Raw genomic sequence first — 22,568 nt, 5'->3', positions numbered from 1 at the left:
GGCTTCACGAACGAGTCGCCACGTGGGAAAACTGGCCGGGCCGTCCCGCATCGCCCGTTGAGATCCGGTGCCGCTTTCGCGCTTGCGATGCGCCTGCGAAAGGGCAACATCGGCGCACGCGTCCCACATTTCGTTGTGAACAGACTTGGAAGGAAAGCCGGCATGCAGCTCCAGAGCCGCCTGAAAGACCCGTCCCTCCTGCGCACGCAGGCTCTCGTGGCCGGCGAATGGATCGACACGGCCGGAACGATCGACGTCATCAACCCGGCGACCGGCGAGGTGATCGCCACCGTGCCGGACTGCGGCGCGGCCGAGACGCGAGCCGCGATCGAAGCGGCCGAGAAGGCGTTTCCGGCCTGGCGCCGCACGCCGCCCGCCAAGCGCGCCGCGATCCTGGAGCGCTGGAACGATCTCATTCTCGAGAACGCCGACGACCTCGCCGCCATCATGACGGCCGAGCAGGGCAAGCCGCTCGCCGAGGCCAGGGGCGAGGTGGCCTATGGCGCGAGCTTCGCCAAATGGTTCGCCGAAGAGGCGCGGCGAATCTACGGCGACGCCTTCACCGGCCCGACGGGCGACCGGCGCATCCTCGTCCTGCGCGAGCCGGTGGGCGTGTGCGTCGCCATCACCCCGTGGAACTTTCCGATCGCGATGATCACCCGCAAGGCCGCCCCGGCCTTTGCCGCCGGCTGCCCGATCGTGCTCAAGCCCGCCGACCTCACGCCCTTCTGCGCTCTGGCTCTCGCTGTCCTTGCCGAGCGCGCCGGCATCCCGAACGGTGTCTTCAGCGTCGTCACCGGCAAGGCCGCGCCGATTGGCGGCGAGATGACCGGCAACCAGACGGTGCGCAAGCTCTCCTTCACCGGTTCGACCCCGGTCGGCCGCCTGCTGATGGAGCAGTCCGCCAAGACGCTGAAGCGGCTCTCGCTCGAACTTGGCGGCAACGCGCCTTTCATCGTGTTCGACGATGCCGACCTCGACCAGGCGGTGGCCGGGGCGATGATGTCGAAGTTCCGCAATGCCGGCCAGACCTGCGTCTGCGCCAACCGCATCCTGGTGCAGGACGGGATCTACGACCGCTTCGCCGAACGCTTGGGCGCCGAGACCGCCAAGCTGAAGCTCGGCAACGGCTTCGACGACGGCGTGACCGTCGGCCCGCTGATCAACGATGCGGCGGCCGAGAAGGTGGTCCGCCACATGGAGGACGCGCTGTCGAAGGGGGCGAAGCTCGTGACGGGCGGCCGCGACGCGACGAAGGGCCGTTTCGTCGCGCCGACCGTTCTCACCGGCGCCGACACCTCGATGCTGATCGCCAACGAGGAGACGTTCGGACCGCTCGCCCCGCTCATCCGCTTCGGCGCCGAGGACGAGGCGGTGCGGATCGCCAACGACACGCCGTTCGGCCTCGCGTCGTACTTCTACACGCGCGACATCAGCCGCGCGTGGCGCGTCGGCGAGGCGCTGGAGTTCGGCATGGTCGGCCTCAACACGGGCACCGTGTCGATGGAATCGGCGCCGTTCGGCGGCGTGAAGCAGTCGGGCCTCGGGCGCGAAGGCTCGGCCTACGGCATCGACGAGTATCTGGAGCTGAAGTCGCTCCACATGGGCGGTCTGTAAGGCCGGTCGTCAGAAGGTCGGCGGCGTGCAGGCGCTGACGACCTCGCAAGGGTTGGGGCCGACGCAGCGGAAGCGGTGCGGTCTGCGGCTCTCGAAGTAATAGGCGTCGCCGGGTCCGAGGATCCGGCGCTCCTCGCCCACCGTCACCTCCAGCCGGCCGGACAGGACGATGCCGCCCTCCTCGCCCTCGTGGATGAGGGGCACCTGTCCGGTATCGGCGCCCGGCTGGTAGCATTCCTTCAGGATCTGCAGCGCCCGGCCGAACAGGCTCTCGCCGACCTGCCGGTAGGAGATCGGACCCTTGCCGATCTCGACGAGTTCGTCCGCACGGAAGAACACGCGCGCGTCCGGCGCCGGCTCGAAGGCGAAGAACTCCGCCAGACCCACCGGCAGCCCATCGAGAATACGCTTCAGCGCGCCGACCGACGGATTCGTGGCGTTCGCCTCGATCAGCGAGACGGTGGAGTTGGTCACCCCGGCGCGCTTGGCGAGTTGGCGCTGCGACAGGCCGTGGGCGAGGCGGAGTTGGCGCAGTCGGCCGCCGATATCGATTGCGTCCATGACCATCCTCCCCGTTGCAGCCGTTCGACATATCGAACACGCCGGCGGGCCGGGTCAACGCGATCAAGGGCTTGGCGACCGCCAGAAAAGGACTTGTTGCGGCGAGCGATCCGGGTTTCCCTTCGGCATCGTCAGGAGCCGATCCCATGAACCATCACGCCCGCCCGAACATGCCCGCCCTCGACAGCTACTGGATGCCGTTCACGGCCAACAGGCAGTTCAAGCAGGCGCCGCGGCTCCTCGCGAGCGCGAACGGAATGTACTACGCCGACATGGACGGGCGAAGCGTCCTCGACGGCACGGCCGGCCTCTGGTGCGTCAATGCCGGGCACGGGCGCCGCGAGATCGCGAGCGCGGTGGAGCGCCAGCTGATGACGCTCGACTACGCGCCGTCCTTCCAGATGGGGCACCCGATCGCCTTCGAGTTCGCCGAGCGCCTCGCGGCCATCGCGCCGGGACCGGAGGGCCACAAGCTCGACCGCGTGTTCTTCACCGGCTCTGGCTCGGAGTCCGTCGACACCGCCCTGAAGATCGCGGTCGCCTACCAGCGCGCGATCGGGCAGGGCACGCGCACGCGGCTCATCGGGCGCGAGCGCGGCTATCACGGCGTCGGCTTCGGGGGCATCTCGGTCGGCGGTCTCGTCAACAACCGCCGCGTCTTTCCAACCCTGCCGGGCACCGATCACCTCCGCCACACGCACGACATCGCCCGCAACGCCTTCACGACGGACGGGCTGCCGAAGTACGGCGCCGAGCTTGCCGACGATCTGGAGCGCCTCGTCGCGTTGCACGGCGCGGAGACGATCGCCGCAGTGATCGTCGAGCCGGTGGCCGGCTCGACCGGCGTCCTCCTGCCGCCGGAGGGCTACCTCCAGCGCCTGCGCGAGATTGCCACGCGCCACGGCATCCTTCTGATCTTCGACGAGGTGATCACCGGCTTCGGCCGTCTTGGCTCGCCCTTCGCGACCGACCATTTCGGCGTCGTGCCGGACCTCGTGACGACCGCCAAGGGCCTGACCAACGGCGTCATCCCGATGGGCGCGGTGTTTGCCGGGCGTCATGTCCACGACGCTCTGATGCACGGGCCGGAGGGCGCGATCGAGCTCTTCCACGGCTACACCTATTCCGGGCATCCGGCCGCCTGTGCCGCGGGCCTTGCGACCCTCGACATCTACGAGAGCGAGGGCCTCCTGACCCGGGCGGGGGAACTCGCCGCCCACTTCGCGACGGCGATGCACGCCCTGGCCGATGCTCCGCATGTCGTCGACGTGCGCACGATCGGCCTCGTCGCCGGCATCGAACTTCAGCCCCGCGACGGCGCGCCGGGCACGCGCGCCTACGACGTCTTCACCGAGTGCCTGGCGCGCGGTCTTCTGATCCGCGTCACCGGCGACATCATTGCCCTGTCCCCGCCGCTCATCGTGGAGGCGGGGCAGATCGACGAGATGGCGGCGACGCTCGCTGACGTGATCGGCGCCGCTGCCTGATCAGGCCCGTGCGAGGAACCGCTCGGCGGTTCGCAGCGAAAGGGCCATGATGGTGAGGGCCGGGTTGGCGATCACCGCGCTCGGGAAGATGGAGTTGTCGCAGATCCAGAGATTGTCGATCTCGTGGCTGCGACCGTCCGGATCGACCACCGACGCGGACGGATCGGTGCCCATCCGGCAGGTGCCGATCGTGTGGGCGGTGCGCGGCAGGACGCGGATGTCGCGCCCGCCGGCCGCCTCCACGATGGCCTTCATCGTGCGCACGGCGTGCCGGTCGATCCGCTGCTCGTTGTCCTTGAGGCTGAAGGTGACCTTCGCCTTCGGCACGCCGAAGTCGTCGACCTCGTCCGAAATCTCCAGGCGGTTGTCGTCGTACGGCAGGCACTCGGTGTTGATGCCGACGCCCGCCATGAAGCGGTACTGGTCCATCGCCTCGATAAGCTTCTTGCCCCAGAGGCCGGCGCCGCGCGTCATCGTCGTCGCGATCGTCAGCGGCATGACGCCGAGGCTCTGGATGAGATAGCCGCCGGCAAAGTCCGCGTCCGCGGGCCGGATCGTGTCTTCGGTCAGGAGCGAGGACGGATAGCCGCGCCAGCCGCGCATCTCAGTGTCGAAGCGGCCCCAGACCTGCGTCGCCCCGTGCGCCATGAAGTTGCGCCCGACCTGGCCGCTGCCGTTGGCGATCCCCGTATGGAGGAGAAGGCGTGGCGTCTCGACGCCGCCGGCGGCGAGGATCAGGTGCCGGCATCGCTGGCGCTCGTCGCGCCCGTTGCGGCGGTAGACGACAGCCGTGACACGGCCTGCGGCGTCGCGCTCGATCGTGTGGACGCGCGCCTCCGGCCGGATTTCGGCGCCCATCGAGACCGCGAGCGGCAGGTAGGTCGTGTCCATGCTCGCCTTGGAGCCGTTGCGGCATCCCTGGTGGCACGAGCCGCAGTTGACGCAGGCCTGCCGAAGGGGTGCAGCCTCCTGGGCCCAGTCGCGCGAGACGAGGGCGGCCGGCGCGTCGGCGGCGCGGATGCCGAGCGCCTCGCAGCCGCGCGCCATCATGTCGGCCGAGGCGTTGCGCTTGGCCGGCGGCAGGGGATAGCGGCGTGCGGGATCCCACGGGTAGTCGGAAGGGCCGGACACGCCGATGAAGCGCTCGACCCGTTCGATGTAGCGGATCACCTCGGCATGGGCGATCGGCCAGTCGAGGCCCTCGCCGCTGCCCGAGCGCAGCGTCAGGTCGGCTTCGCTCGGGCGGGGCGTGAAGGCGCCCCAGTGCAGCGTCGAGCCGCCGACGCCCATCCCTGAATTGTTGGGACCGAAGGCGGTCGGCGTGTCGCCGCCCGACAGGCGCTCCTCCATCCAGTTGATGTCGGAGCCTTCCATCTCGTCCGGCGTATGCTCGCCGGGCTCGAAGTTGCGGCCGGCCTCCAGCGCCACGACGCTGAGGCCCTTGGCGGCCAGCATGGCGAGAAGCGGCGCGCCGCCCGCACCCGTGCCGACGACCACGACGTCGACCGTGTCGTTGACGCCATGGGTGCGCATGTTGTCGAGTTTCATCGGGCCGTCTCCAGAACCGGTTCCCAGCCTTCGCGCTCGCCGGCGCCCAGGCGCTCGAAGCCCTGCTTGCGCGCGCCGTCGCCGCCGTTGGCAATTCCATCGAAGCCGATCCGCGCCATCGTGGCGGGATGGGCGAGCCAGTGGCGCACGAGATCGACCCGTGCGTCCTCGAACCAGGCCGACATCTGGTCAGAACTCAAGCCTCCGGCGGGCGGCGCGAAGCGCCCTTCGGCGACCGCAGCGATGCGCGCGTCCTGTTCCGCTTCCGACATCGCGTCGAGCCCCTCCAGCGCATCGAGCGCGCGGGTGTAGGCCTCGCGGTCGTTCGGTAGAACGGCAGGGCGCCAGCCGTCGCCCTTTCCTGCCGCGACCTGCCCCTCGACGAGGGCCGCAAGGTCGATCGCCGGGTCGTCCTGCGGCACGACGCGGCTCGCCAGCGCCCGCAGCGTCCGGCGCTGCGTGTCGCTCAGGAACCGCGGCGCGGCGCCCGCCGGCAGCAGCCGGTGGGCTAGGATGCCGCGAGTGCGGGCGCTGACGCGCGGCGAGGCGATGAGCTGCGTCATTTCCGGAGGCACCACGGGGCCGAGGCCCGCGCGCTCGTCCCAGAAGCGGATGATGGCGTCCGCCACCGCGTCCGTGCGCTCCAGCGGCAGGAGGTGCCCGGCGCCGTCCAGAACCTCCATCACCGCCTGCGGATAGACGCGGCCATTGGTCTCGCGCTGCCCGTCCGGCCCGAGGTCGCCGTCCGCGCCGCCGGCCAGGATCAGGGCCGGCAGCGGCAGGGTTCCGACCGTCTCCGACCAGTCCTCGCGGCTGCCGCGCTCAAGCCAGGCGGCCCAAGCTTCGCCCGTCGTGCGGCGAAGGTCCTGCTCCATCCGTGCGTCGTCCTCGGCGGCCAGCGGCGCGCCGACATTGGCATCGATGAACTGGCGGATGGCGTCGTCGCCGAGCCCCTGCCCGTCGCGGACCCAACGCAGCATGTCCTCGCGCCGCGCCTCGTCCATCGGCTCAGAGCTCGGCGGCGAGCCCGCCAGGAGAACGATGCCGGCGAGGCCGAACAGAGGCTCGTCTCCGGCGAGCGTCCGCGCGGTCAGAACGGTGGCGATCTTGCCGCCCATCGAGTGGCCGGCGAGCAGCCAGCGGGAGGGCAGGCGTCCGGACAGTTCGCCCGCCACGTGACGAACCATGTCCTCGACGCTGGTGCCTTGGCTCAGAGGGGTTTCGCCGAAACCCGGCAGGTCGATGCCGATGACATCGAAACGATCGGCAAGACGCGCGGCGACGCCGTCGATGGCATGGCGGCTCGAGCCGAGGGCGTGGAGAAAGACCAGCGCCGGACGGTCGGCTGAAGATAATGGGGGCATGGGCTCCGCAGGACCGAATTGGAATCTTCGAGCCCGTCTAAAGTTTGGGCGGCCAACGGGTTCCGGCCGCGCCTGCTGCAAACTGTCGCCCCGCGCGGCTGTCACGCCCCTGTCGGCGCAATCGCGATATGACCCTTTGCGTGCGACCGGTCGAACCTATTTGCGCGCCCGCATCCATCAACGGAGAATTGCCCATGTTCCGCTGCGAAGGCTTTGCCACGGACTCCGCCGACAAGCCGCTGTCGCGCACGACGTTCGAGCGCCGCGACGTCGGCGAGCGGGACGTCAAGATCGATATCCTGTTCTGCGGCGTCTGCCATTCCGACCTGCACCAGGCCCGCAACGAGTGGCAGAACACGATCTACCCCTGCCTGCCCGGCCACGAGATCGTCGGCCGCGTGTCGGAGGTCGGCTCCGCCGTCACCAAGTTCAAGGTCGGCGACCTCGCCGGCGTCGGTTGCATGGTCGGCTCGTGCCAGAACTGCCCGAACTGCGCCGACGGTCTCGAGCAGTATTGCGACAACGGCTTTGTCGGCACCTATAACGGGATCGAGAAGGAGACTGGCAAGGTCACGATGGGCGGCTATTCCGACGCCATCGTGGTGGACGAAGGCTTCACGCTGCGGATCCCGGAGAACCTCGAGCTGGCCGCCGTCGCGCCGCTCCTGTGCGCGGGGATCACGACCTATTCGCCGCTGCGCCGCTGGAACGTCCAGCCGGGCCAGAAGGTCGGCATCGTGGGTCTCGGCGGTCTCGGCCACATGGGCGTGAAGCTCGCCCATGCGATGGGCGCGCATGTCGTCCTCTTCACGACCTCGCCGAAGAAGGCCGACGACGCGAAGCGCCTCGGCGCCGACGAGGTGATCGTCTCGACCGACCCGAAGCAGATGGAGGCGCACGCGACCTCCTTCGACTTCATCCTCGATTGCGTCGCCGCCGACCACGACGTCAACGCCTACCTCAACCTCCTGAAGCGCGACGGCACGATGTGCCAGGTCGGCGCGCCGGAGAAGCCGCTCTCGGTCGCCGCCTTCTCGGTGATCTGGAAGCGCCGCTCGTTCGCGGGATCCTTGATCGGCGGCATCGCGGAGACGCAGGAGATGCTCGACTTCTGCGCCGAGCACAACATCACCTCGGACATCGAGATGATCGACATCAACGACATCGAGGCGGCCTACGCGCGGATGCTGAAGAGCGACGTGAAGTACCGCTTCGTGATCGACATGGCGACCCTGAAGAAGGCCGCCTGATCGCAGCAGCGCCGCCCGGCTTCAGGTCGGGCGGCGCTGCATCCAGATCTCGCGCAGCATCCGATCGACGATCTGCCGGTAGCGATCGTCCTCCGCCCGTTCCGCCAGGAAGCGCAGGTCGATCACCCGTTCGATGAACTCGTCCTCGATCGCCGTATGAATCCGGCTCTGCACCTCCGCGATGGAGGCGGTGAAGAGCGTCGGCTTGCCGGCGTCGCTCATCTTCCACTGCCCAAGGCTGCGCACCCGGCGCACGGTCCCGTCGGCGAGATGAAGTCCGTAGACGTTGACCATCGGTTCCGAACGCAGGAAGCTGCGCGACATGCGCTCGTAGACGAGGTCGAGATCCTCGCGGACGATGCGATCGCGAAAGCTCGTAATGCCGATCGTATCCGCGCTCGCGCGGGGGAAACCCAGCCGCTCGGCGAAGTCGGGGCTCAAGGACAGGGTGTTCTGGCCGAACTCCCACACCAGTTCCCCGGTCAGCATCCGTCCCGGTCCCCGATCGCTCGGCTGATCTGTGGGAGGCGGCTCGACGGACACGGGAAGCTCCGGACAGGCGGGATCGTTTCGGGTCTGATCAGATCGATCGGGCGTTCAGCCGTCAACCATCACGCGTATGAGAATCACGTTTTCAATTCAAGATCGATAGACGGCACGACATGCATGCGCCGGCCGCATGGCTGGGCTCAGAACAGGTCGCCCTGCGCCGTCGCCGGCAGCGTCGTCGCCTTGCGGCGTCCCGGCTTTGCAAGCCGCGGCGCCTCGCCTTCCACCTCGGTCGCGACCGCCGCACGGCGGTGGCCGTGTGCGAACTCGACCTCGAACGCGGTGCCCGGCTTCAGGTCCTCGGCCCTCGTGATCGGCGTATTGTCGGCGCCGCGCACGATGGCGTAGCCCCGCTCCAGGACCTGCCGCGGATCGAGGCTGGCGGCGACGCGCCACGCGCCCGAAAGCGCCACCTTGCGGCGCGAGACGAGATCGCCGAACGCCCGGTCCATGCGCTCGCCGGCCTGTGCGAGGCGTAGGCGCGCCTGGTCGGAGCGCGCGGCGACGACATGCGGGCGCAGCGATCCCTCCAGCCGTTCCAGCTGATGGCGACGCCGCGTGAGCGCATGGGTGAGGGCGTGGAAGATACCGGCCTCGGCGTGGCGCAGATCGGCGCGGCGGTCGCGGATCGCCGCCTCGAGCCGCGTGGGCGAGAGTTCGGCCGCCGCGTCGCCGAGCATCCGCCGCCGCTCGGCGGTGTAGAAGCGCAGGGCGCGTCCAAGCCCGGTCTCCGCCTCGTCCAGACGGCGGCGCGGCAGCGACAGAAGAAGGTCGGGCGAGGGCAGGGCGCGGGCGAGATGGGCAACGGCGCGGCGTTCGGCCTGCAGGGTGCGCGAGACGGCGGCCGATGCGCGCGCGTCCATCGCGGCGAGCGTCGCCACGAGATCGGCGCGCACCGGTACGGCCATCTCGGCGGCTCCGGTCGGCGTCGGCGCCCGGCGGTCGGCCGCATGGTCGATCAGCGTCCAGTCCGTCTCGTGGCCGACCGCCGAGATCAGCGGGATGGCGGAGCGGGCGGCGGCGCGCACCACGCCCTCGTCGTTGAAGCCCCAGAGGTCCTCGAGGCTGCCGCCGCCGCGCGCCACGATGAGGACGTCGGGCCTTGGAACCGGGCCGCCCGGCTCGATGGCGTTGAACCCGTCGATCGCGGCCGCGACCTCCTCGCCGCAGGTCTCGCCTTGCACGCGCACCGGCCAGACGAGGACATGGAGCGGGAAGCGGTCGGCGATGCGATGGCGGATGTCGCGGATCACCGCGCCGGTCGGCGAGGTCACGACGCCGATGACGCGCGGCATGAAGGGCAGCGGGCGCTTCCGCTCCGCTGCAAACAGCCCCTCGGCCTCCAGTTTCAATCGGCGCTCGTTGAGGAGCGCCATCAGCGCGCCGGCACCTGCCGGCTGCATGGCTTCCACCACGATCTGATACTTCGAGGAGCCCGGGAACGTCGTCAGCTTGCCGGTGACGACGACCTCGAGCCCTTCCTCGGGCTTGAAGGCGAGCTTGGAGAAGGTCGTGCGCCAGACCACGGCCTCGAGCCGCGAGCGGTCGTCCTTCAAGGCGAAATAGGCGTGCCCCGAGGAATGCGGCCCGCGATAGCCCGACACCTCGCCGCGCACCCGCACATGTCCGTACGTGTCCTCCACCGTGCGCTTCAAGGCGCCGGAAATCTCGGAGACCGAATATTCCGCGACGTTGCTGCCGGCCTCGGTCTCCGCGACGTCCTCGACCGGCGCGATCGCCGCGCGCGCACGCTTCACCATCCGGCGAGCCCCACGCCCGGACGCAGGCGCTGCGAGCGGATCATCCGCGTCTCCGGCAGGCGTGTCGTGATGGTCTCGCGCGGCGTCACCGGCAGGTTCTGCAGGCTTTCGCGGATGTGCTGGACGAGCGCTGCGACCGCCGAGGACTGGCTGTTGCGCCCGCGCATGAGGGCGATCTGCGCGTCCGCGAGCCGCGGAAAGCCCTCGGCTTCGGTAAGGACGCGCATGCCCGGCCGCAGCGCGCATTCCGGCAGGACGCTGACCGCCAGCCCGGCGAGCACGGCGGAGGTCACGATCTGTGCCGACCACGAGGTGAAGAGGATACGATGTTCGCGCCCGACGCGCCGCAGTGCCTCGATGCCCTGCTGACGCCAGCCGCAATCCGCCCGCCCGATCGCGAGCGGCAGTACGGGCTCCTCATGGACCGAATGGGCGGCCGAGGTGACGAAGTGGAGCGGTTCGGTGCGCACGATCTCGGACCAGGCGTGGGTCTTCGTCGGACAGACGAGGGCGACATCGAGATGGTTCTTCTCGACATGCTCGATGAGGCTCGAAGTCGTCTCGCAGGCGATCTGCAGTTCCACCCTTGGGTTGGAGCGCACGAAGCGGGCCATGATCTCGGGCAGGAAGCGCTCGGCATAGTCGTCGGGCAGGCCGATGCGCACGTGGCCCTCGATCGTCTCCTCGTCGAAGGCCGAGAGCGTTTCCTGGCTGAGGCAGAGCATCCGCCGGGCATAGGTCAGGAGCCGAGCCCCGTCGTCGGTGAGCTTCACGGTCCGCCCGTTGCGCTCGAAGAGATCGGCACCGAGCCGCTCCTCCAGCCGGCGCACCTGCATGGAGACGGCGGACTGTGTCTTGAAGACCTCCTCCGCCGCGCGGGTGAAGCTGCCCGTGTCGACGATGGCGACGAAGGTGCGGAGCTGGTCGAGATCGAGCGGCGAGGCCATGGCGGCGACCCATCAGGATTGATGATGCTGTTCATAAGGAACATTCGTTGGCCTGATCCGTCAAGCCGATCTATTTCCATCCTCGTCAACACCGCGCCGATCGTTTCCGCCGCCGGACCCTCCGTCCGGCGGAACGGCCCCGCCTTGTCCCGACGCACCGTATGGCCCTCGAAAGGAGACCCCGCCATGACGCTCGCCACGAAGACGCCCCGCTCGTCCGTGATGGACATGCTCGCCCCGACCAAGGGTGGCCTGGCCTTTCCCGCCTTCCGCGCGATCGTCCGCACGCTCCTCAATCGCCGCGCGGCCTATCGCGTGTCCGAGCTTCCCGACTACCTCCTGAAGGACATCGGGCTGAAGCGGGACGACGTGCACGAGGCGCTGCACGCCGACTGGCGCGAGGATCCAACCTTCAAGCTGGCGCTCGCCGCCGCCCGTCGGCGCGGCCGCGTCAGCCCGCGCCGGGATTGAGCTCCGCAAGCCCATCGAAAAGGCCGCCGCGAGGGATCGCGGCGGCCTTTTTCGTGTTCCGACGTCCATCTGCGTGGTGCGGTCAGGCGTCCTCGCGCAGCGCGCCCACGAGTTCGCCGGTCTGCACGGCGAGGATCTTGTCGACACGCCGCCCGTCGAGGTCGACGACCTCGAAGCGCCAGGCGCCGTACTGGATCGATTCGCCGACCTCCGGAATGTGTCCGAACTGGTCGAGGATGAAGCCGGCCAGCGTCTCGTAGTCGCGCTCGCGCGGTAGCTGCGCCGAGCCGAGCGTCCGCTCGACGTCGTCGATCGGCATGCCGGCATCGATGAGATAGGAGCCGTCGTCGCGGCGCACGGCCGCGTAGTCCTCCTCGGCGCCCTCGGGCAGCGAGCCCGCGATGGCGGCAAGGATGTCGGTCGGCGTCACCACGCCCTCGAACGAGCCGTACTCGTCGAGCACGATCGCCATGTGGATGTTGACGGCGCGGAACCGGTCGAGAAGCTTGAGGACCGGCATGGTCTCGTTGACATAGAGCGGCTCGCGCACGGCCGTTCGCACGTCGATCGAGCCGGTCTTGCGGTACTGCTCCAGAAGCTCCTTGGCCTGCACCACGCCGATCAGGTCGTCGACATCCTCGGAGGCGACGGGGAAGCGCGAGTGGCCGCTCGAATGGATCTCGTCCAGGATCGCGTCCGGCGAATCGGCCAGCGAGATCCAGGCGACGTCGGGGCGCGGCACCATGATGGAGCGCACGTTGCGATCGGCGATGCGCAGCACCCCCTCGATCATCTCGCGCTCCTTCTCCTCGAAGACGCCCGATTCGGTGCCTTCCGCGATCATCGCCTTGACCTCCTCCTCGGTCACGGCGTTCTCGTTCTTCTCGTTGGCGCCGACGAGCTTGCCGACCGTTTCGGTCGAGACGCGCAGGAACCAGACGATCGGCGCGCCGATCTTGGCGAGCGCTCGCATCGGCGAGGACACGAAACAGGCGATCGCTTCCGGATTGGCCAGCGCAAAGCGCTTGGGGACCAGTTCGCCGAGGATCAGCGAGAAATAGGTGATGAGGACGACCACGAGGCCGAAGGCGAAGCCTTCCGCATAGGCGCCGATCACGGGAAGCGGTGCCAGGAACTCGGCAAGCGGGCCGGAGAACACCGAGCCACCATAGGCGCCGGCGAAGATGCCGACGAGCGTGATGCCGATCTGGACGGTGGACAGGAAGCTCGTCGGGTCGTCGATCAGCTTGATCGCCCCTTCCGCCCCTCGCTTCCCGCTTTGTGCCATCTGCTGGAGACGGGCGCGGCGGGATGAGACCACCGCCAGTTCCGACATCGCAAAAAAGCCGTTGAGAAGAATCAGAAAGACGACGATCAGAAGGTTAGCGACTAGCATCCGGTATCCGTGAGGGAACTCGGGTCCCTCGATTGACGATGCACGGGATTATAGGCGGCAGGGCCCCACTCTTCCAATAGCGTTCGCGTGCAAACTTGCGTCGGGGCGGCTGAAGCCTTGCAGGCTCGGGCGTCTCCCGCCGGTTCAGCTTCCGGGCGCGCGAGGGCCGGCGCCGTACCGGTCGAACAGCCCCAGCATCTCGCGCATGTATTCGGCCTGCAGCGACTGGGCGTTGGCCAGCATCCCGGCGAACGCGAAGGGACCGGACGGCGCAGTGCTCCCGCGCTCCGGCGCCGGGGAGGGCTGGCGCGGCGGCGGGGGCGCGGCGGGGGCGGGCGGGCGCATCCAGCCGGTGGTCCAGGCCGTCATCAGCGCCATCGGGTCCATCGGCTGGGCGGCCGCCGCGTTCATCCAGGGCCAGCCGCGGAGCGCCCCGGCAAAGAGGTCGGTCATCGCCTGCTGCTGCGAGCGCGGCGCGTCGGCCGGGCGGCTGAAGGCTTCCAGCGCGTTGGCCGAGCGGCGCATGGCTTCCGCCATCGCCTGTCCCGCCGGGTCGGTCGGGTACGATCCCGGCGCCTGCCGGCCGAATGCCGCCATGGTCTGCAGCATCGACTGGAACGACAGGAGCCCGAGGGCCGGCATCATCTTCTCGATCACGTCCGGTGCCTGGCCGCTGAGAAGCGAGGCCTGGCGCGCCACCGCGCCCGCAAGCTCGGGCCCGAACAGGGTGCGCACGAAGGCCTCGCCCACCTCCTGCGAGGGCAGGGCGGAGGTGGAGCTTGCGGGGAGCGACGGCGCAAAGCCCCGCAAGAGCTTGCCCCAGGCGTCGGGGTCGAGCATCGAGCGCTGGAAGCCGAGCATGAAGGCCGGCACCAGCGCATCCGTCGTGCGGCGCATCTCCTCCTGGCTGAGGCGGAACTGCGTCGCCAGCCGGTCGGCCAGGACGCCCGCGTCGGTCGCGGTGAGCCAGTCGAAGAAATCGGTCATTCCGGTCCCCGTATTCCCCGTGCAAAACGCCGCACGGCGCGGGGGACAGCATGACGCGGCCCGGCGGCGCTGCCAAGCCGTCGGGCAGCAACTCGCCGCCCGCGCGTGCCGTTTCAGTAGGCGAGATGCTGGAAGAGAGGATCGATCCGGCCGCCCCAGGGCCCGCGATGGAGGCGCAGGAGTTCCTCCGCCGCCGTCTCGCCGCGCGCCAGGATGTCGGCGAGCGGCGCGAGGAAGATCGTCTCGTCGTGGCCGTCCTCGTTGAGGCGTGCGCGCGCGGCAAGGCCCTGCCGGGCGATCTCCAGCGTCTCGCGCGCGAGGTCGAGGACGGTCCCGTCCCGGAACGGGGTCGCGAGGCCGAGGCGCGGCACCTCGGCCCGCAGGCGCGCGGCCTCCTCGAAGCCGATGTCGCGTGTCAGCGCCATCACGGCGTCGAGCGCACCCTCGTCGTAGAGAAGGCCGGTCCAGTAGGCGGGCAGGGCGCAGATGCCGTGCCAGGGTCCGCCATCGGCGCCGCGCATCTCGATGAAACGCTTGAGCCGCACGTCCGGAAACAGCGTCGACAAGTGGTTCGCCCAGTCGCCCATGTTGGGCTCGGGCCGTGCGACCCGTCCCCCGAGCGCGCCGTCGAGGAACTGGCGGAAGGTGATGTCGGTCGCGTCGCGATAGCGCCCCTCGCGCATCACGAAATACATCGGAACGTCGAGCGCCCATTCGACATAGTCGCGATAGCCGAAGCCCTCCTCGAACACGAAGGGCAGGAGGCCGGACCGCTGGTTGTCGACATCGGACCAGACGTCGGAGCGCCAGGACAGGAGGCCGTTCGGCTGCCCCTCAGTGAAGGGCGAATTGGCGAACAGCGCCGAGGCGACGGCCTGCAGGCGCATGCCGACCTGCATCTTGGCGCGCATGTCGGCTTCGGAGGCGAAGTCGAGGTTGACCTGGATCGTCGCGGTGCGGAACATCATGTCGAGGCCGCGCGTCCCGACCTTCGGCATGTAGCGTGCCATGATGGCGTAGCGCGACTTCGGCATGACCGGCGTCTCGCCGAGCCGCCAGAGCGGGCTCGATCCGATCCCGAGGAAGCGGATGCCGAGCGGATCGGCGATCTCCCTGACATCGGCGAGATGGCGCCCGGTCTCGACGCAGGTCTCGTGCAGCGTCTCCAGCGGGGCGCCCGACAGTTCGAACTGCCCGCCCGGCTCCAGCGAGATCGCGCCCTGGCCGCTGGCGCCCGCCAGCCCGATGATGCGACCCTCGTCGAGGATCGGCTCCCAGCCGGACAGCGCGGCCATGCCCTCGAGGACGCGGCGGATACCGCGATCGCCCTCGTAGGGCACGGGCCGCAGGTCGGCCGTGTAGAAGCCGAACTTCTCGTGCTCGGTGCCGATGCGGAAGTCCTCCCGCGGCTTCTCGCCCTCGGCGATATGGGCGACAAGTTCGTCGACGGAGCGGATCGGGGTCAGGTCGGTGGTGTCGCGCGCCATCAGGGGCTCCAGCCAGGAGTCGGGATCGCCGAGGTCTGGGGACCCCGGCGCGTTGGGGCGGTGTCTGTCCGCTTTCCGGGCGGCAGGCAAGGGGCATCCGGTGAACGGTGCGGCCGCGTCACGTGGCGATCCAGTCGCCCGCGCTCGCCTGGATGGCGGCAAGGGCGGCCACGGCCGCCGTATCGGCGCGCAGGATGCGGGGGCCGAGCGAGATGCGGTGGACGTTCGGAAGGGCGAGGAGCGTCTCGCGCTCGCCCGCCGAGAACCCGCCTTCCGGGCCGATCAGGAGCGCGAGCGGTTGCCCTTTCAGCGCCCCGAGCGTGTCGAGCGGGCTCGCCGCGTCCGCGCGCTCGTCGCAGAAGATGAGGGCCCGTGCAGCGTCCCGCTCCGCCAGGAACCGGTCGAAGCGCAGGGGCTCGCGGCATTCGGGCACGGACAGGATGCCGCACTGCTCGGCGGCCTCCACGGCGTTTGCCGCCATGCGTTCGACGTTGACGCGCGGCGCCTGGCAGTGCTGCGTCAGGACCGGCTGCAGGACGCCCGCGCCCATCTCCACCGCCTTCTGGACCATGTAGTCGAGGCGTGCGCTCTTCAGCGGCGCGAAGCAGTAATGAAGATCGGCGGCCTCGGTCTGCTCGCGCACGCGGCTTTCGGGAACGAGCGACAGGCGCTTCTTGCCCTCGCGCTTCAGCCGCGCGCGCCATTCCCCGTCGCGCCCGTTGAAGACGAGGACGCCCGCGCCGTCGTCGAGCCGCAGGACGTTGAGGAGGTAGTTGGTCTGGCCGGCGTCCGCCTCCACGGCGTCACCTGCGGCAAGCGGCGCGTCGAGGAACAGGCGCTGACCGGAAAAATCGTAGTCGGGCATCCAATTCCTCGAGGCGTCGGGCGGAGCCAAACGGGCTGCGAACGGTTAGCCGTGACCCCATCGGGCCGACCAAGCTTCCTTCGTTGTAGCGAGCGCTCCCCCGATTTCCACCCGCGCGACCGTGCGCGCGCGGGAAACCCTCGAGGAACACGACATGGATCTTCAGATCGGCGGGCGCGTCGCCATCATCACCGGCGCCAGCGACGGCATGGGCTGGGCGACGGCCAGGCTCCTGGCGCAGGAGGGCGTGCGGCTCGTCCTCAGCGACGTCAAGACCGACGCGCTGGAACGCGAGGTCGCCACGCTCGGCGGCGAGGCGATCGCGGTGAAGGCGGACGTCACGAGCCAGGCCGAGGTCGATGCGCTCGTCGCAGCGGCAGTCGAGCGGTTCGGAACGGTCGACATCGTGGTCCACACCGCCGGGATCACCGGCGCCAAGGGCGACCCGCTCGAGATGACCGACGCGGACTACGAGGAGGCCTACCGGACCGATTTCCTGTCGGCCGTGCGCATGGCGCGGGCTGCCGTGCCGGTGATGAAGCGGGGCGGCTGGGGGCGTTTCGTCTGCGTCGCGTCGGAGAACGTCGTCCAGCCCTACTGGGAGGAGGCGACCTACAACACGGCCAAGGCGGCGCTCGCCGTCTTCATGAAGGGCCTGTCCTACAAGCTCGCGGCCGACGGCGTCCTCGTCAACACGGTCGCGCCCGCCTTCATCGCGACGCCGATGACCGACGAGATGATGAAGAAGCGCGCGGAGGAGAAGGGCGTCTCCTTCGACGAGGCGATCGAGAGCTTCCTCGAGGAGGAGCGTCCCGGCATCGTCCAGAAGCGGCGCGGCGAGGCCGAGGAGGTCGCCGCCGTCATCGCGCTCCTCGTCTCGGAACGCGCCTCCTTCGTGAACGGCGCGAACATGCGCGTCGACGGCGGATCGGTGCAGGCCGTGCAGAACTGACGGGGGCGGGTCGCCATGCCGCAAGGCCCTGGGGCGGGTCGCCTGTGAGGCGGTCCCGCTCCGGGGTTTGAGGTTTTTCCTTGCGAGGCGAAAGGCGGTGTTCACCATTCTCGCATGAAGCGCCCCGCGTCTCATCCGTCAGGCAGGGTGAGAAGCGGTTTCTTCAGGGGCCGGCTCCATGGTTCCGCTCGGCTGAACGATCGGTCGCCCTTGAGGAAGCCCCATGTCCGTCATCGCCGACGCTTTTCCTGCCAGACGGCGTAGCACCGTCCTTGATCCTGCGCGTCTTCGTTTCGGGGTCCTGACCGAAGCGCCCGTGATCGCGCTGATCACTCTTTACGTCCTGTGCACTCTGGCCATGACGCGCGAGAGCTTCTTCGATCTGGTGGTCAGGCTTCCCACGCCTTTCCTCGCCATGCTGGGCATGACGGTCGTGACTGCGATCGCGCTCGGCGCGGTCCGCTGCCTTGCCGTGACCCGGCCGAAGAGCCCGATCCGGCAGATGCTGGGAGAGGCGCGCGACGCGCTGAAAGATGGCTGGATCGAGCGATGGCTGCCCATGGCGCTCGCCGGCTCGCTGATGATGGTCGTCTTCGGCGACACCAAGACCGAAATCCCGGCGCTTGCCGGCGGCTTCCGGTGGGACGGGACGTTCGAGGCTCTCGACCGCACCCTCCATGGCGGCATCGCCCCTTGGGAACTGCTGCATCCCGTCCTCGGCTATCCCGTCGTCACCTATCTCCTCAGCCTGAACTACAGCCTGTGGTTCACGCTGATGTGGGGCATGTTCTTCTTCCATCAGACGATGCGACCGGGAACGCTCGGCCGCACCCGTTTCCTCGTCAGCTTCGTGCTGCTCTGGACGGTGGGCGGCACGCTTCTCGCGACGCTCTTCTCGTCGGCCGGGCCCTGCTATTTCGGCCTCGTGACGGCGGAGCCAGACCCGTATCAGCCGCTGATGGCCTATCTCCGGCAAGCCGATGCCGTGCTTCCGCTGATGGCGCTCGACATCCAGGACCTGCTCTGGGCGATGAAGTCCGCCGGAGTTCAAGGAGCCGGCATTTCGGCGATGCCGAGCCTCCACAACGCGGTGGCCCTTCTCATGTTTCTCGCCACCGCCAGGCTCGCGCCGTGGGTGCGCCTCGCCTTCGCCATTCATTTTGGTCTCGTGTTCCTCGGGTCGATCCATCTCGGCTGGCACTACGCCGTGGATGCCTATGCGTCCTTCGCCCTGACCCTTGTCGTCTGGTTCGGTCTCGGCCCGCTCGCGGACCGGTGGGATCGGTTCATCGCCGAGCGTCGTCCGGCCATGCGGCGGCCTGTGGATCAGTTCGCGGCCACCTCCAGCGCCCGGCCGTAGGTCGCGGCGTCGCCCTCGGAGAAGCAGACGAGGGCGATGCGCCGGAAATGGCCGGTCGCGGCCGCCACCAGCGCCTCGTGCACCGCGATGTGGGCGGCCCGGCATTTCGGGAAGCCGTAGACGCCGGTGGAGATCGCCGGAAACGCGATCGAGCGGAGGCCGTTCTCGCGCGCCAGGGCGAAGGACGAGCGGTAGGCGCTCGCCAGCACCTCGTCCTCGCCCTGCGTTCCGCCATGCCAGACCGGGCCGACCGTATGGATCACGCGTGCCGCGGGCAGATCGTAGCCGAAGGTGATCCGGGCCTCGCCCGGCGGGCAGCCGCCGATCGTGCGGCATTCCTCCAGAAGCTTTGGGCCGGCCGCGCGATGGATCGCCCCGTCGACACCCCCGCCGCCCAGAAGGCTCGGGTTGGCCGCGTTGACGATCGCATCGACCCTGCAGTCCGTGATGTCGCCGACCGTGACCTCGATCACTGTGCCGGCCCGCTCGATCCTCGCCATGACGTCCTCCTCGGCCGCCGGTCCCCGAGCATTGCTCCACAAATTGCGGCGTCCGGGTTTCGTGGCGGCTCGGAATTGCTCTAATCTGCGTTCAAGACCGACAAGAAGCATACCGACGGGAGGCGCCGATGACCATCGCGATGCCAAAGCCGAACGCGAAGATCATGGCGCGGCGCGCCACGATCGTGGCCGCCATGCGCGCCATCGTGCCGGGCGAGGGCGTGGTCGACGCCGGCGTCGAGATGCGCGTCTTCGAGACCGATGCCCTGACCGCCTATCGCCAGATGCCGCTCGTCGTGGTGCTGCCCGAAACGGTGAGCCAAGTGGCGGCCGTCTTGCGCTACTGCCACGAGAACGAGGTGCCCGTCGTGCCGCGCGGGGCGGGCACGTCGCTGTCCGGCGGCTCGCTGCCGCTGGAAGACGGGGTGCTCCTCGTCCTCTCGCGCTTCAACCGCATCCTCGAGGTCGACTTCGACAACCGCTGCGCCGTGGTGCAGCCGGGTGTGACGAACCTCGGGATCACCAAAGCGGTCGAACACGCCGGCTTCTACTACGCGCCCGACCCGTCCTCGCAGATCGCCTGCTCGATCGGCGGCAACGTCGCGGAGAACTCGGGCGGGGTGCACTGCCTGAAATACGGCCTCACGGCCAACAACCTTCTCGGCGTCGAGTTCGTCACCATCGAGGGCGAGGTGATCCGCCTCGGCGGCAAGCATCTCGACTCGGAAGGCTACGACCTCCTCGGCCTCCTCACGGGCTCGGAAGGGTTGCTCGGCGTCGTGACCGAGGTCACCGTGCGCATCCTGCAGAAGCCCGAGACGGCGCGCGCCGTTCTGATCGGCTTCCCGACCTCGGAACAGGCGGGCACCTGCGTCGCCGCGATCATCGCGCGCGGCATCATTCCCGGCGGCATGGAGATGATGGACGCGCCCGCGATCCGCGCGGCGGAGGACTTCGTCCATGCCGGCTATCCGCTCGACGTCGAGGCGCTCCTGATCGTCGAACTCGACGGGCCGGGCGCCGAGGTCGACCATCTCCTGAGCGAGGTCGAGGGCATCGCGCGCGAGAACGGCGCCACCACCGCGCGCGTCTCGCAGTCGGATGCCGAGCGCATGACCTTCTGGGCGGGCCGCAAGGCCGCGTTCCCCGCGGTCGGGCGCATCTCGCCGGACTATCTCTGCATGGACGGCACGATCCCGCGCAAGGAGCTGCCGCGGGTGCTGGCCGGCATGCGCGCCCTGTCGCAGAAGCATCGGCTGGCGGTGGCCAACGTCTTCCATGCCGGCGACGGCAATCTCCATCCCCTGATCCTCTACGATGCCTCGAAGGACGACGAACTGCAGCGCGCCGAGGATTTCGGCGCCGACATCCTGCGTCTGTGCGTCGAGGTCGGCGGCGTTCTGACGGGCGAGCACGGCGTGGGCATCGAGAAGCGTGACCTGATGCCGGAAATGTTCGGCGAGGACGATCTCAAGCATCAGCAGCGGGTGAAGTGCGCCTTCGACCCGAGGCATCTCCTCAATCCCGGCAAGATGTTCCCGGTGCTGCACCGCTGCGCCGAACTGGGCCGGCTCCATGTCCACAAGGGGCAGCTGCCCTTTCCCGAGCTTCCCCGGTTCTGATGTCCTCTGCATCCCTCGCGTCTCCGGCTGGCGACACTCTCCGTCCGCGCTCGCCGGAAGAGGTCCTCGAGATCGTGGCGGCGGCGCTCGCCGACGAGACGCCGCTCGCCGTCGAGGGCTCGGGCTCGAAGGCCGGGCTCGGGCGTCCGGTCCAGGCTGCCCGCACGCTGTCGCTGTCGGCGCTGTCCGGCCTTCATTTCTACGAGCCGGAGGAGCTCGTCCTGTCGGCCCGCGCCGGCACGCCGATCGCCGAGGTCGAGGCGCTGGTCGAGGCGAAGGGGCAGCGCCTCGACTTCGAGCCGATGGACTACGGCCCGCTGCACGGCCTTCCCCGCGGCCTCGGCACTCTTGGCGGCGCGATCGCCTGCAACCTGTCCGGCCCGCGCCGTCTGAAACAGGGCGCTGCGCGCGACCACATCCTCGGCCTGTCGGCCGTCTCGGGCCGGGCCGAGGCCTTCAAGGCGGGCGGGCGCGTCGTCAAGAACGTGACGGGCTACGACCTGTCCAAGGGGATGACCGGCTCCTTCGGCACGCTCGCCGTCCTCACCGACCTCACGATCAAGGTGATGCCGAAGCCCCCGGCCGAGACGACGCTGGTGGTGCGCGGGCTCGACGACGAGGCGGCGGCCGGCGCGATGGCCGCCGCAATGGGCTCCTCGGCGGAGGCGTCCGGCGCCGCGCACCTGCCCTACGGCATTCCCGCTCGCGTCGGCGAGGGCGTGCTCGGGCGCGAGGCGGCGACCGCGATCCGGCTCGACGGGTTCGGCCCGTCGGTCGAGGCGCGCGCCGCGCACCTCGGCGCGGGCCTCCAGCGCGTCGGGCCGCTCGAGCGGCTGGACGGCGAGGCGTCCGCCGCCTTCTGGCGCGACGTGCGCGACGTCATGCCGTTTGCCGACGGCACCGAGCGACCGGTCTGGCGCATCTCGATGACGCCGACGCGTGCGCCGGGCTTCGTCATGGCGCTGCGGATGCGGCTCGCCGCCGACGCCTTCTACGACTGGCAGGGCGGCCTCGTCTGGCTGCGCCTCGACGGCGGGCCGGAAGCCGAGACGGTCCGCGCCGAGCTTGCCCGCCACGGCGGCGGCCACGCGACCCTCGTGCGCGCGAGCCTCGCCGACCGGGCGGCCGTGCCAGTGTTCCAGCCGCAGCCCGGCCCCCTCGCGGCCCTATCGCAGCGGCTGAAGGATCAGTTCGACCCGAAGGGCATCCTCAATCCGGGGCGGATGGGCTAACGTGGCCGAGCAATCGATGGAGACCGGCGTGACAGAGGAAGACCTGTTCGAAGAGAACCGCGATGTCATGAGCGGTGCGCTTGTCTTCAAGGGGACGCGGATACCGGTCGATGTGCTGTTCGAGAGCCTTCTCGGTGGCTCTACCCTAGATGAGATCCTCGACGACTTCCCCTCGATCGGTCGAGGCCGCGCCGAAGCGGCCGTGCGCCTCGCGGTGCGTTCGCTTCGTCTTAAAGCAGCTTGATGCGGATCGTTCTCGACGAGGGCATTCCGCGGAGTCTCGCAAGTCTTCTCACCGAGCGCGGCTTCGACACAACCGCCTTTCCAGATGCCTGGCGAGGTCTTTCCGACAGGCAGATGTTGGATGCTGCGGTCAGCAGTGGCTTCTCGATCCTGATAACCCAGGATCGCAACATGCCTTTTCAGCGCCCGCTGAAACAGGTCGAGATTTCAGTGTTGATCGTCCCGGAGTTGGATCGGAAGTCATCGCTTGCAAAAGCCGACGCCATTGCAGAGCGCATTCCAAAGCTGGAGATGAGACGTTACGCGCTTCTGGGACTGGACGGCAGTCTGCCCGAGCCGCCCGTCAAACCGTTCAAGGCCTGACAGGGGT

Annotated in this window: 21 protein-coding genes; 10 read left to right on the top strand and 11 right to left on the bottom strand. The window is 69.2% G+C overall.

The annotated features are described in order from the left end of the window. The first annotated feature begins 162 nt into the window (after positions 1 to 162). Positions 163 to 1,617: an NAD-dependent succinate-semialdehyde dehydrogenase gene (locus ACLNGM_RS02105; RefSeq protein WP_416356992.1), complete on the top strand. Its 1,455-nt coding sequence runs from the start codon at positions 163 to 165 to the stop codon at positions 1,615 to 1,617. Positions 1,618 to 1,626: 9 nt separating this feature from the next. On the opposite strand, the gene ACLNGM_RS02100 is transcribed toward ACLNGM_RS02105, so the two are convergent. Then, the gene (locus tag ACLNGM_RS02100; protein WP_416356991.1) at positions 1,627 to 2,178 is read right to left on the bottom strand and encodes a cupin domain-containing protein; all 552 of its coding nucleotides are present in this window, start codon (positions 2,176 to 2,178) and stop codon (positions 1,627 to 1,629) included. Between the two features lie 146 nt (positions 2,179 to 2,324). Here ACLNGM_RS02100 and ACLNGM_RS02095 point away from each other — a divergent pair, with 146 nt between their 5' ends. Beyond that, positions 2,325 to 3,665 (top strand): aspartate aminotransferase family protein, encoded by a 1,341-nt coding sequence (locus ACLNGM_RS02095; RefSeq protein WP_416356990.1) that lies wholly within the window; start codon positions 2,325 to 2,327, stop codon positions 3,663 to 3,665. On the opposite strand, the gene ACLNGM_RS02090 is transcribed toward ACLNGM_RS02095, so the two are convergent. Next, on the bottom strand, positions 3,666 to 5,213 hold the full coding sequence (locus ACLNGM_RS02090) for a GMC family oxidoreductase (RefSeq protein ID WP_416356989.1): 1,548 nt from the start codon (positions 5,211 to 5,213) through the stop codon (positions 3,666 to 3,668). It lies immediately after the preceding gene. Further along, complete coding sequence (locus tag ACLNGM_RS02085; RefSeq protein ID WP_416356988.1) at positions 5,210 to 6,577, bottom strand: alpha/beta fold hydrolase; 1,368 nt, start codon at positions 6,575 to 6,577, stop codon at positions 5,210 to 5,212. Before ACLNGM_RS02085 ends, ACLNGM_RS02090 begins: the two co-directional genes overlap by 4 nt. A gap of 194 nt (positions 6,578 to 6,771) precedes the next feature. Between ACLNGM_RS02085 and ACLNGM_RS02080 the strand changes: the two genes are divergently transcribed. After that, entirely contained in the window at positions 6,772 to 7,827 is a 1,056-nt protein-coding gene (locus ACLNGM_RS02080; protein WP_416356987.1) for an NAD(P)-dependent alcohol dehydrogenase, read from the top strand. 21 nt (positions 7,828 to 7,848) lie between these two features. Here ACLNGM_RS02080 and ACLNGM_RS02075 read toward each other — a convergent pair whose 3' ends face one another. From ACLNGM_RS02075 to ACLNGM_RS02065, 3 genes are all read right to left on the bottom strand, one after another. Further along, positions 7,849 to 8,316, bottom strand: a complete 468-nt coding sequence (locus ACLNGM_RS02075; RefSeq protein ID WP_416356986.1) for a hypothetical protein — start codon at positions 8,314 to 8,316, stop codon at positions 7,849 to 7,851. A 200-nt stretch (positions 8,317 to 8,516) separates the two neighbouring features. Continuing rightward, on the bottom strand, positions 8,517 to 10,136 hold the full coding sequence (xseA, locus tag ACLNGM_RS02070; protein ID WP_090962425.1) for an exodeoxyribonuclease VII large subunit: 1,620 nt from the start codon (positions 10,134 to 10,136) through the stop codon (positions 8,517 to 8,519). Further along, the gene (locus ACLNGM_RS02065; RefSeq protein WP_090962427.1) at positions 10,130 to 11,083 is read right to left on the bottom strand and encodes a LysR family transcriptional regulator; all 954 of its coding nucleotides are present in this window, start codon (positions 11,081 to 11,083) and stop codon (positions 10,130 to 10,132) included. The genes xseA and ACLNGM_RS02065 overlap by 7 nt, the downstream gene beginning before the upstream one ends. A 186-nt stretch (positions 11,084 to 11,269) precedes the next feature. On the opposite strand from ACLNGM_RS02065, the gene ACLNGM_RS02060 reads away from it, so the two are divergent. Then, positions 11,270 to 11,554 (top strand): DUF1127 domain-containing protein, encoded by a 285-nt coding sequence (locus tag ACLNGM_RS02060; protein ID WP_416356985.1) that lies wholly within the window; start codon positions 11,270 to 11,272, stop codon positions 11,552 to 11,554. A gap of 82 nt (positions 11,555 to 11,636) precedes the next feature. Here the strand turns inward: ACLNGM_RS02060 and ACLNGM_RS02055 are convergent, their stop codons facing one another. The 4 genes from ACLNGM_RS02055 to ACLNGM_RS02040 all read right to left on the bottom strand — a co-directional run bounded on the left by ACLNGM_RS02055 (position 11,637) and on the right by ACLNGM_RS02040 (position 16,289). Continuing rightward, positions 11,637 to 12,950, bottom strand: coding sequence for a hemolysin family protein (locus tag ACLNGM_RS02055; RefSeq protein ID WP_090962431.1), 1,314 nt, complete (start codon positions 12,948 to 12,950; stop codon positions 11,637 to 11,639). A gap of 144 nt (positions 12,951 to 13,094) precedes the next feature. Then, positions 13,095 to 13,937, bottom strand: a complete 843-nt coding sequence (locus ACLNGM_RS02050; RefSeq protein ID WP_416356984.1) for a hypothetical protein — start codon at positions 13,935 to 13,937, stop codon at positions 13,095 to 13,097. Positions 13,938 to 14,050: 113 nt separating this feature from the next. Further along, positions 14,051 to 15,424: a glutamate--cysteine ligase gene (locus ACLNGM_RS02045; RefSeq protein WP_416356983.1), complete on the bottom strand. Its 1,374-nt coding sequence runs from the start codon at positions 15,422 to 15,424 to the stop codon at positions 14,051 to 14,053. A gap of 118 nt (positions 15,425 to 15,542) precedes the next feature. After that, positions 15,543 to 16,289, bottom strand: coding sequence for a 16S rRNA (uracil(1498)-N(3))-methyltransferase (locus tag ACLNGM_RS02040; RefSeq protein WP_416356982.1), 747 nt, complete (start codon positions 16,287 to 16,289; stop codon positions 15,543 to 15,545). Positions 16,290 to 16,443: 154 nt separating this feature from the next. On the opposite strand from ACLNGM_RS02040, the gene ACLNGM_RS02035 reads away from it, so the two are divergent. Next, a complete protein-coding gene (locus tag ACLNGM_RS02035) occupies positions 16,444 to 17,241 on the top strand; it encodes an SDR family NAD(P)-dependent oxidoreductase (protein WP_416356981.1) in 798 nt (265 codons plus the stop codon). Positions 17,242 to 17,557: 316 nt separating this feature from the next. Continuing rightward, positions 17,558 to 18,601: a phosphatase PAP2 family protein gene (locus ACLNGM_RS02030; protein WP_416356980.1), complete on the top strand. Its 1,044-nt coding sequence runs from the start codon at positions 17,558 to 17,560 to the stop codon at positions 18,599 to 18,601. On the opposite strand, the gene ACLNGM_RS02025 is transcribed toward ACLNGM_RS02030, so the two are convergent. Further along, positions 18,568 to 19,101: an O-acetyl-ADP-ribose deacetylase gene (locus tag ACLNGM_RS02025; protein WP_416356979.1), complete on the bottom strand. Its 534-nt coding sequence runs from the start codon at positions 19,099 to 19,101 to the stop codon at positions 18,568 to 18,570. The genes ACLNGM_RS02030 and ACLNGM_RS02025 overlap by 34 nt on opposite strands. Before the next feature lie 128 nt (positions 19,102 to 19,229). Between ACLNGM_RS02025 and ACLNGM_RS02020 the strand changes: the two genes are divergently transcribed. From ACLNGM_RS02020 to ACLNGM_RS02005, 4 genes are read left to right on the top strand one after another with little or no spacing between them, the layout of a single operon-like run. Then, on the top strand, positions 19,230 to 20,723 hold the full coding sequence (locus ACLNGM_RS02020) for an FAD-linked oxidase C-terminal domain-containing protein (protein WP_416356978.1): 1,494 nt from the start codon (positions 19,230 to 19,232) through the stop codon (positions 20,721 to 20,723). Continuing rightward, a complete protein-coding gene (glcE, locus tag ACLNGM_RS02015) occupies positions 20,723 to 21,955 on the top strand; it encodes a glycolate oxidase subunit GlcE (RefSeq protein ID WP_416356977.1) in 1,233 nt (410 codons plus the stop codon). The genes ACLNGM_RS02020 and glcE overlap by 1 nt, the downstream gene beginning before the upstream one ends. Before the next feature lies 1 nt (position 21,956). Beyond that, positions 21,957 to 22,199 carry a DUF433 domain-containing protein gene (locus ACLNGM_RS02010; protein WP_416356976.1) on the top strand — a complete coding sequence of 81 codons (243 nt, stop codon included), beginning with the start codon at positions 21,957 to 21,959 and terminating at the stop codon, positions 22,197 to 22,199. After that, positions 22,199 to 22,561 (top strand): DUF5615 family PIN-like protein, encoded by a 363-nt coding sequence (locus ACLNGM_RS02005; RefSeq protein ID WP_416356975.1) that lies wholly within the window; start codon positions 22,199 to 22,201, stop codon positions 22,559 to 22,561. Before ACLNGM_RS02010 ends, ACLNGM_RS02005 begins: the two co-directional genes overlap by 1 nt. The last annotated feature ends 7 nt before the right edge of the window (positions 22,562 to 22,568 follow it).

This window comes from Aureimonas phyllosphaerae (genome assembly GCF_047943035.1).
Taxonomy (GTDB): domain Bacteria; phylum Pseudomonadota; class Alphaproteobacteria; order Rhizobiales; family Rhizobiaceae; genus Aureimonas; species Aureimonas phyllosphaerae.
Note: the sequence above shows the minus strand (reverse complement) of the source record. Positions and strands in the feature narration are given on the sequence as shown.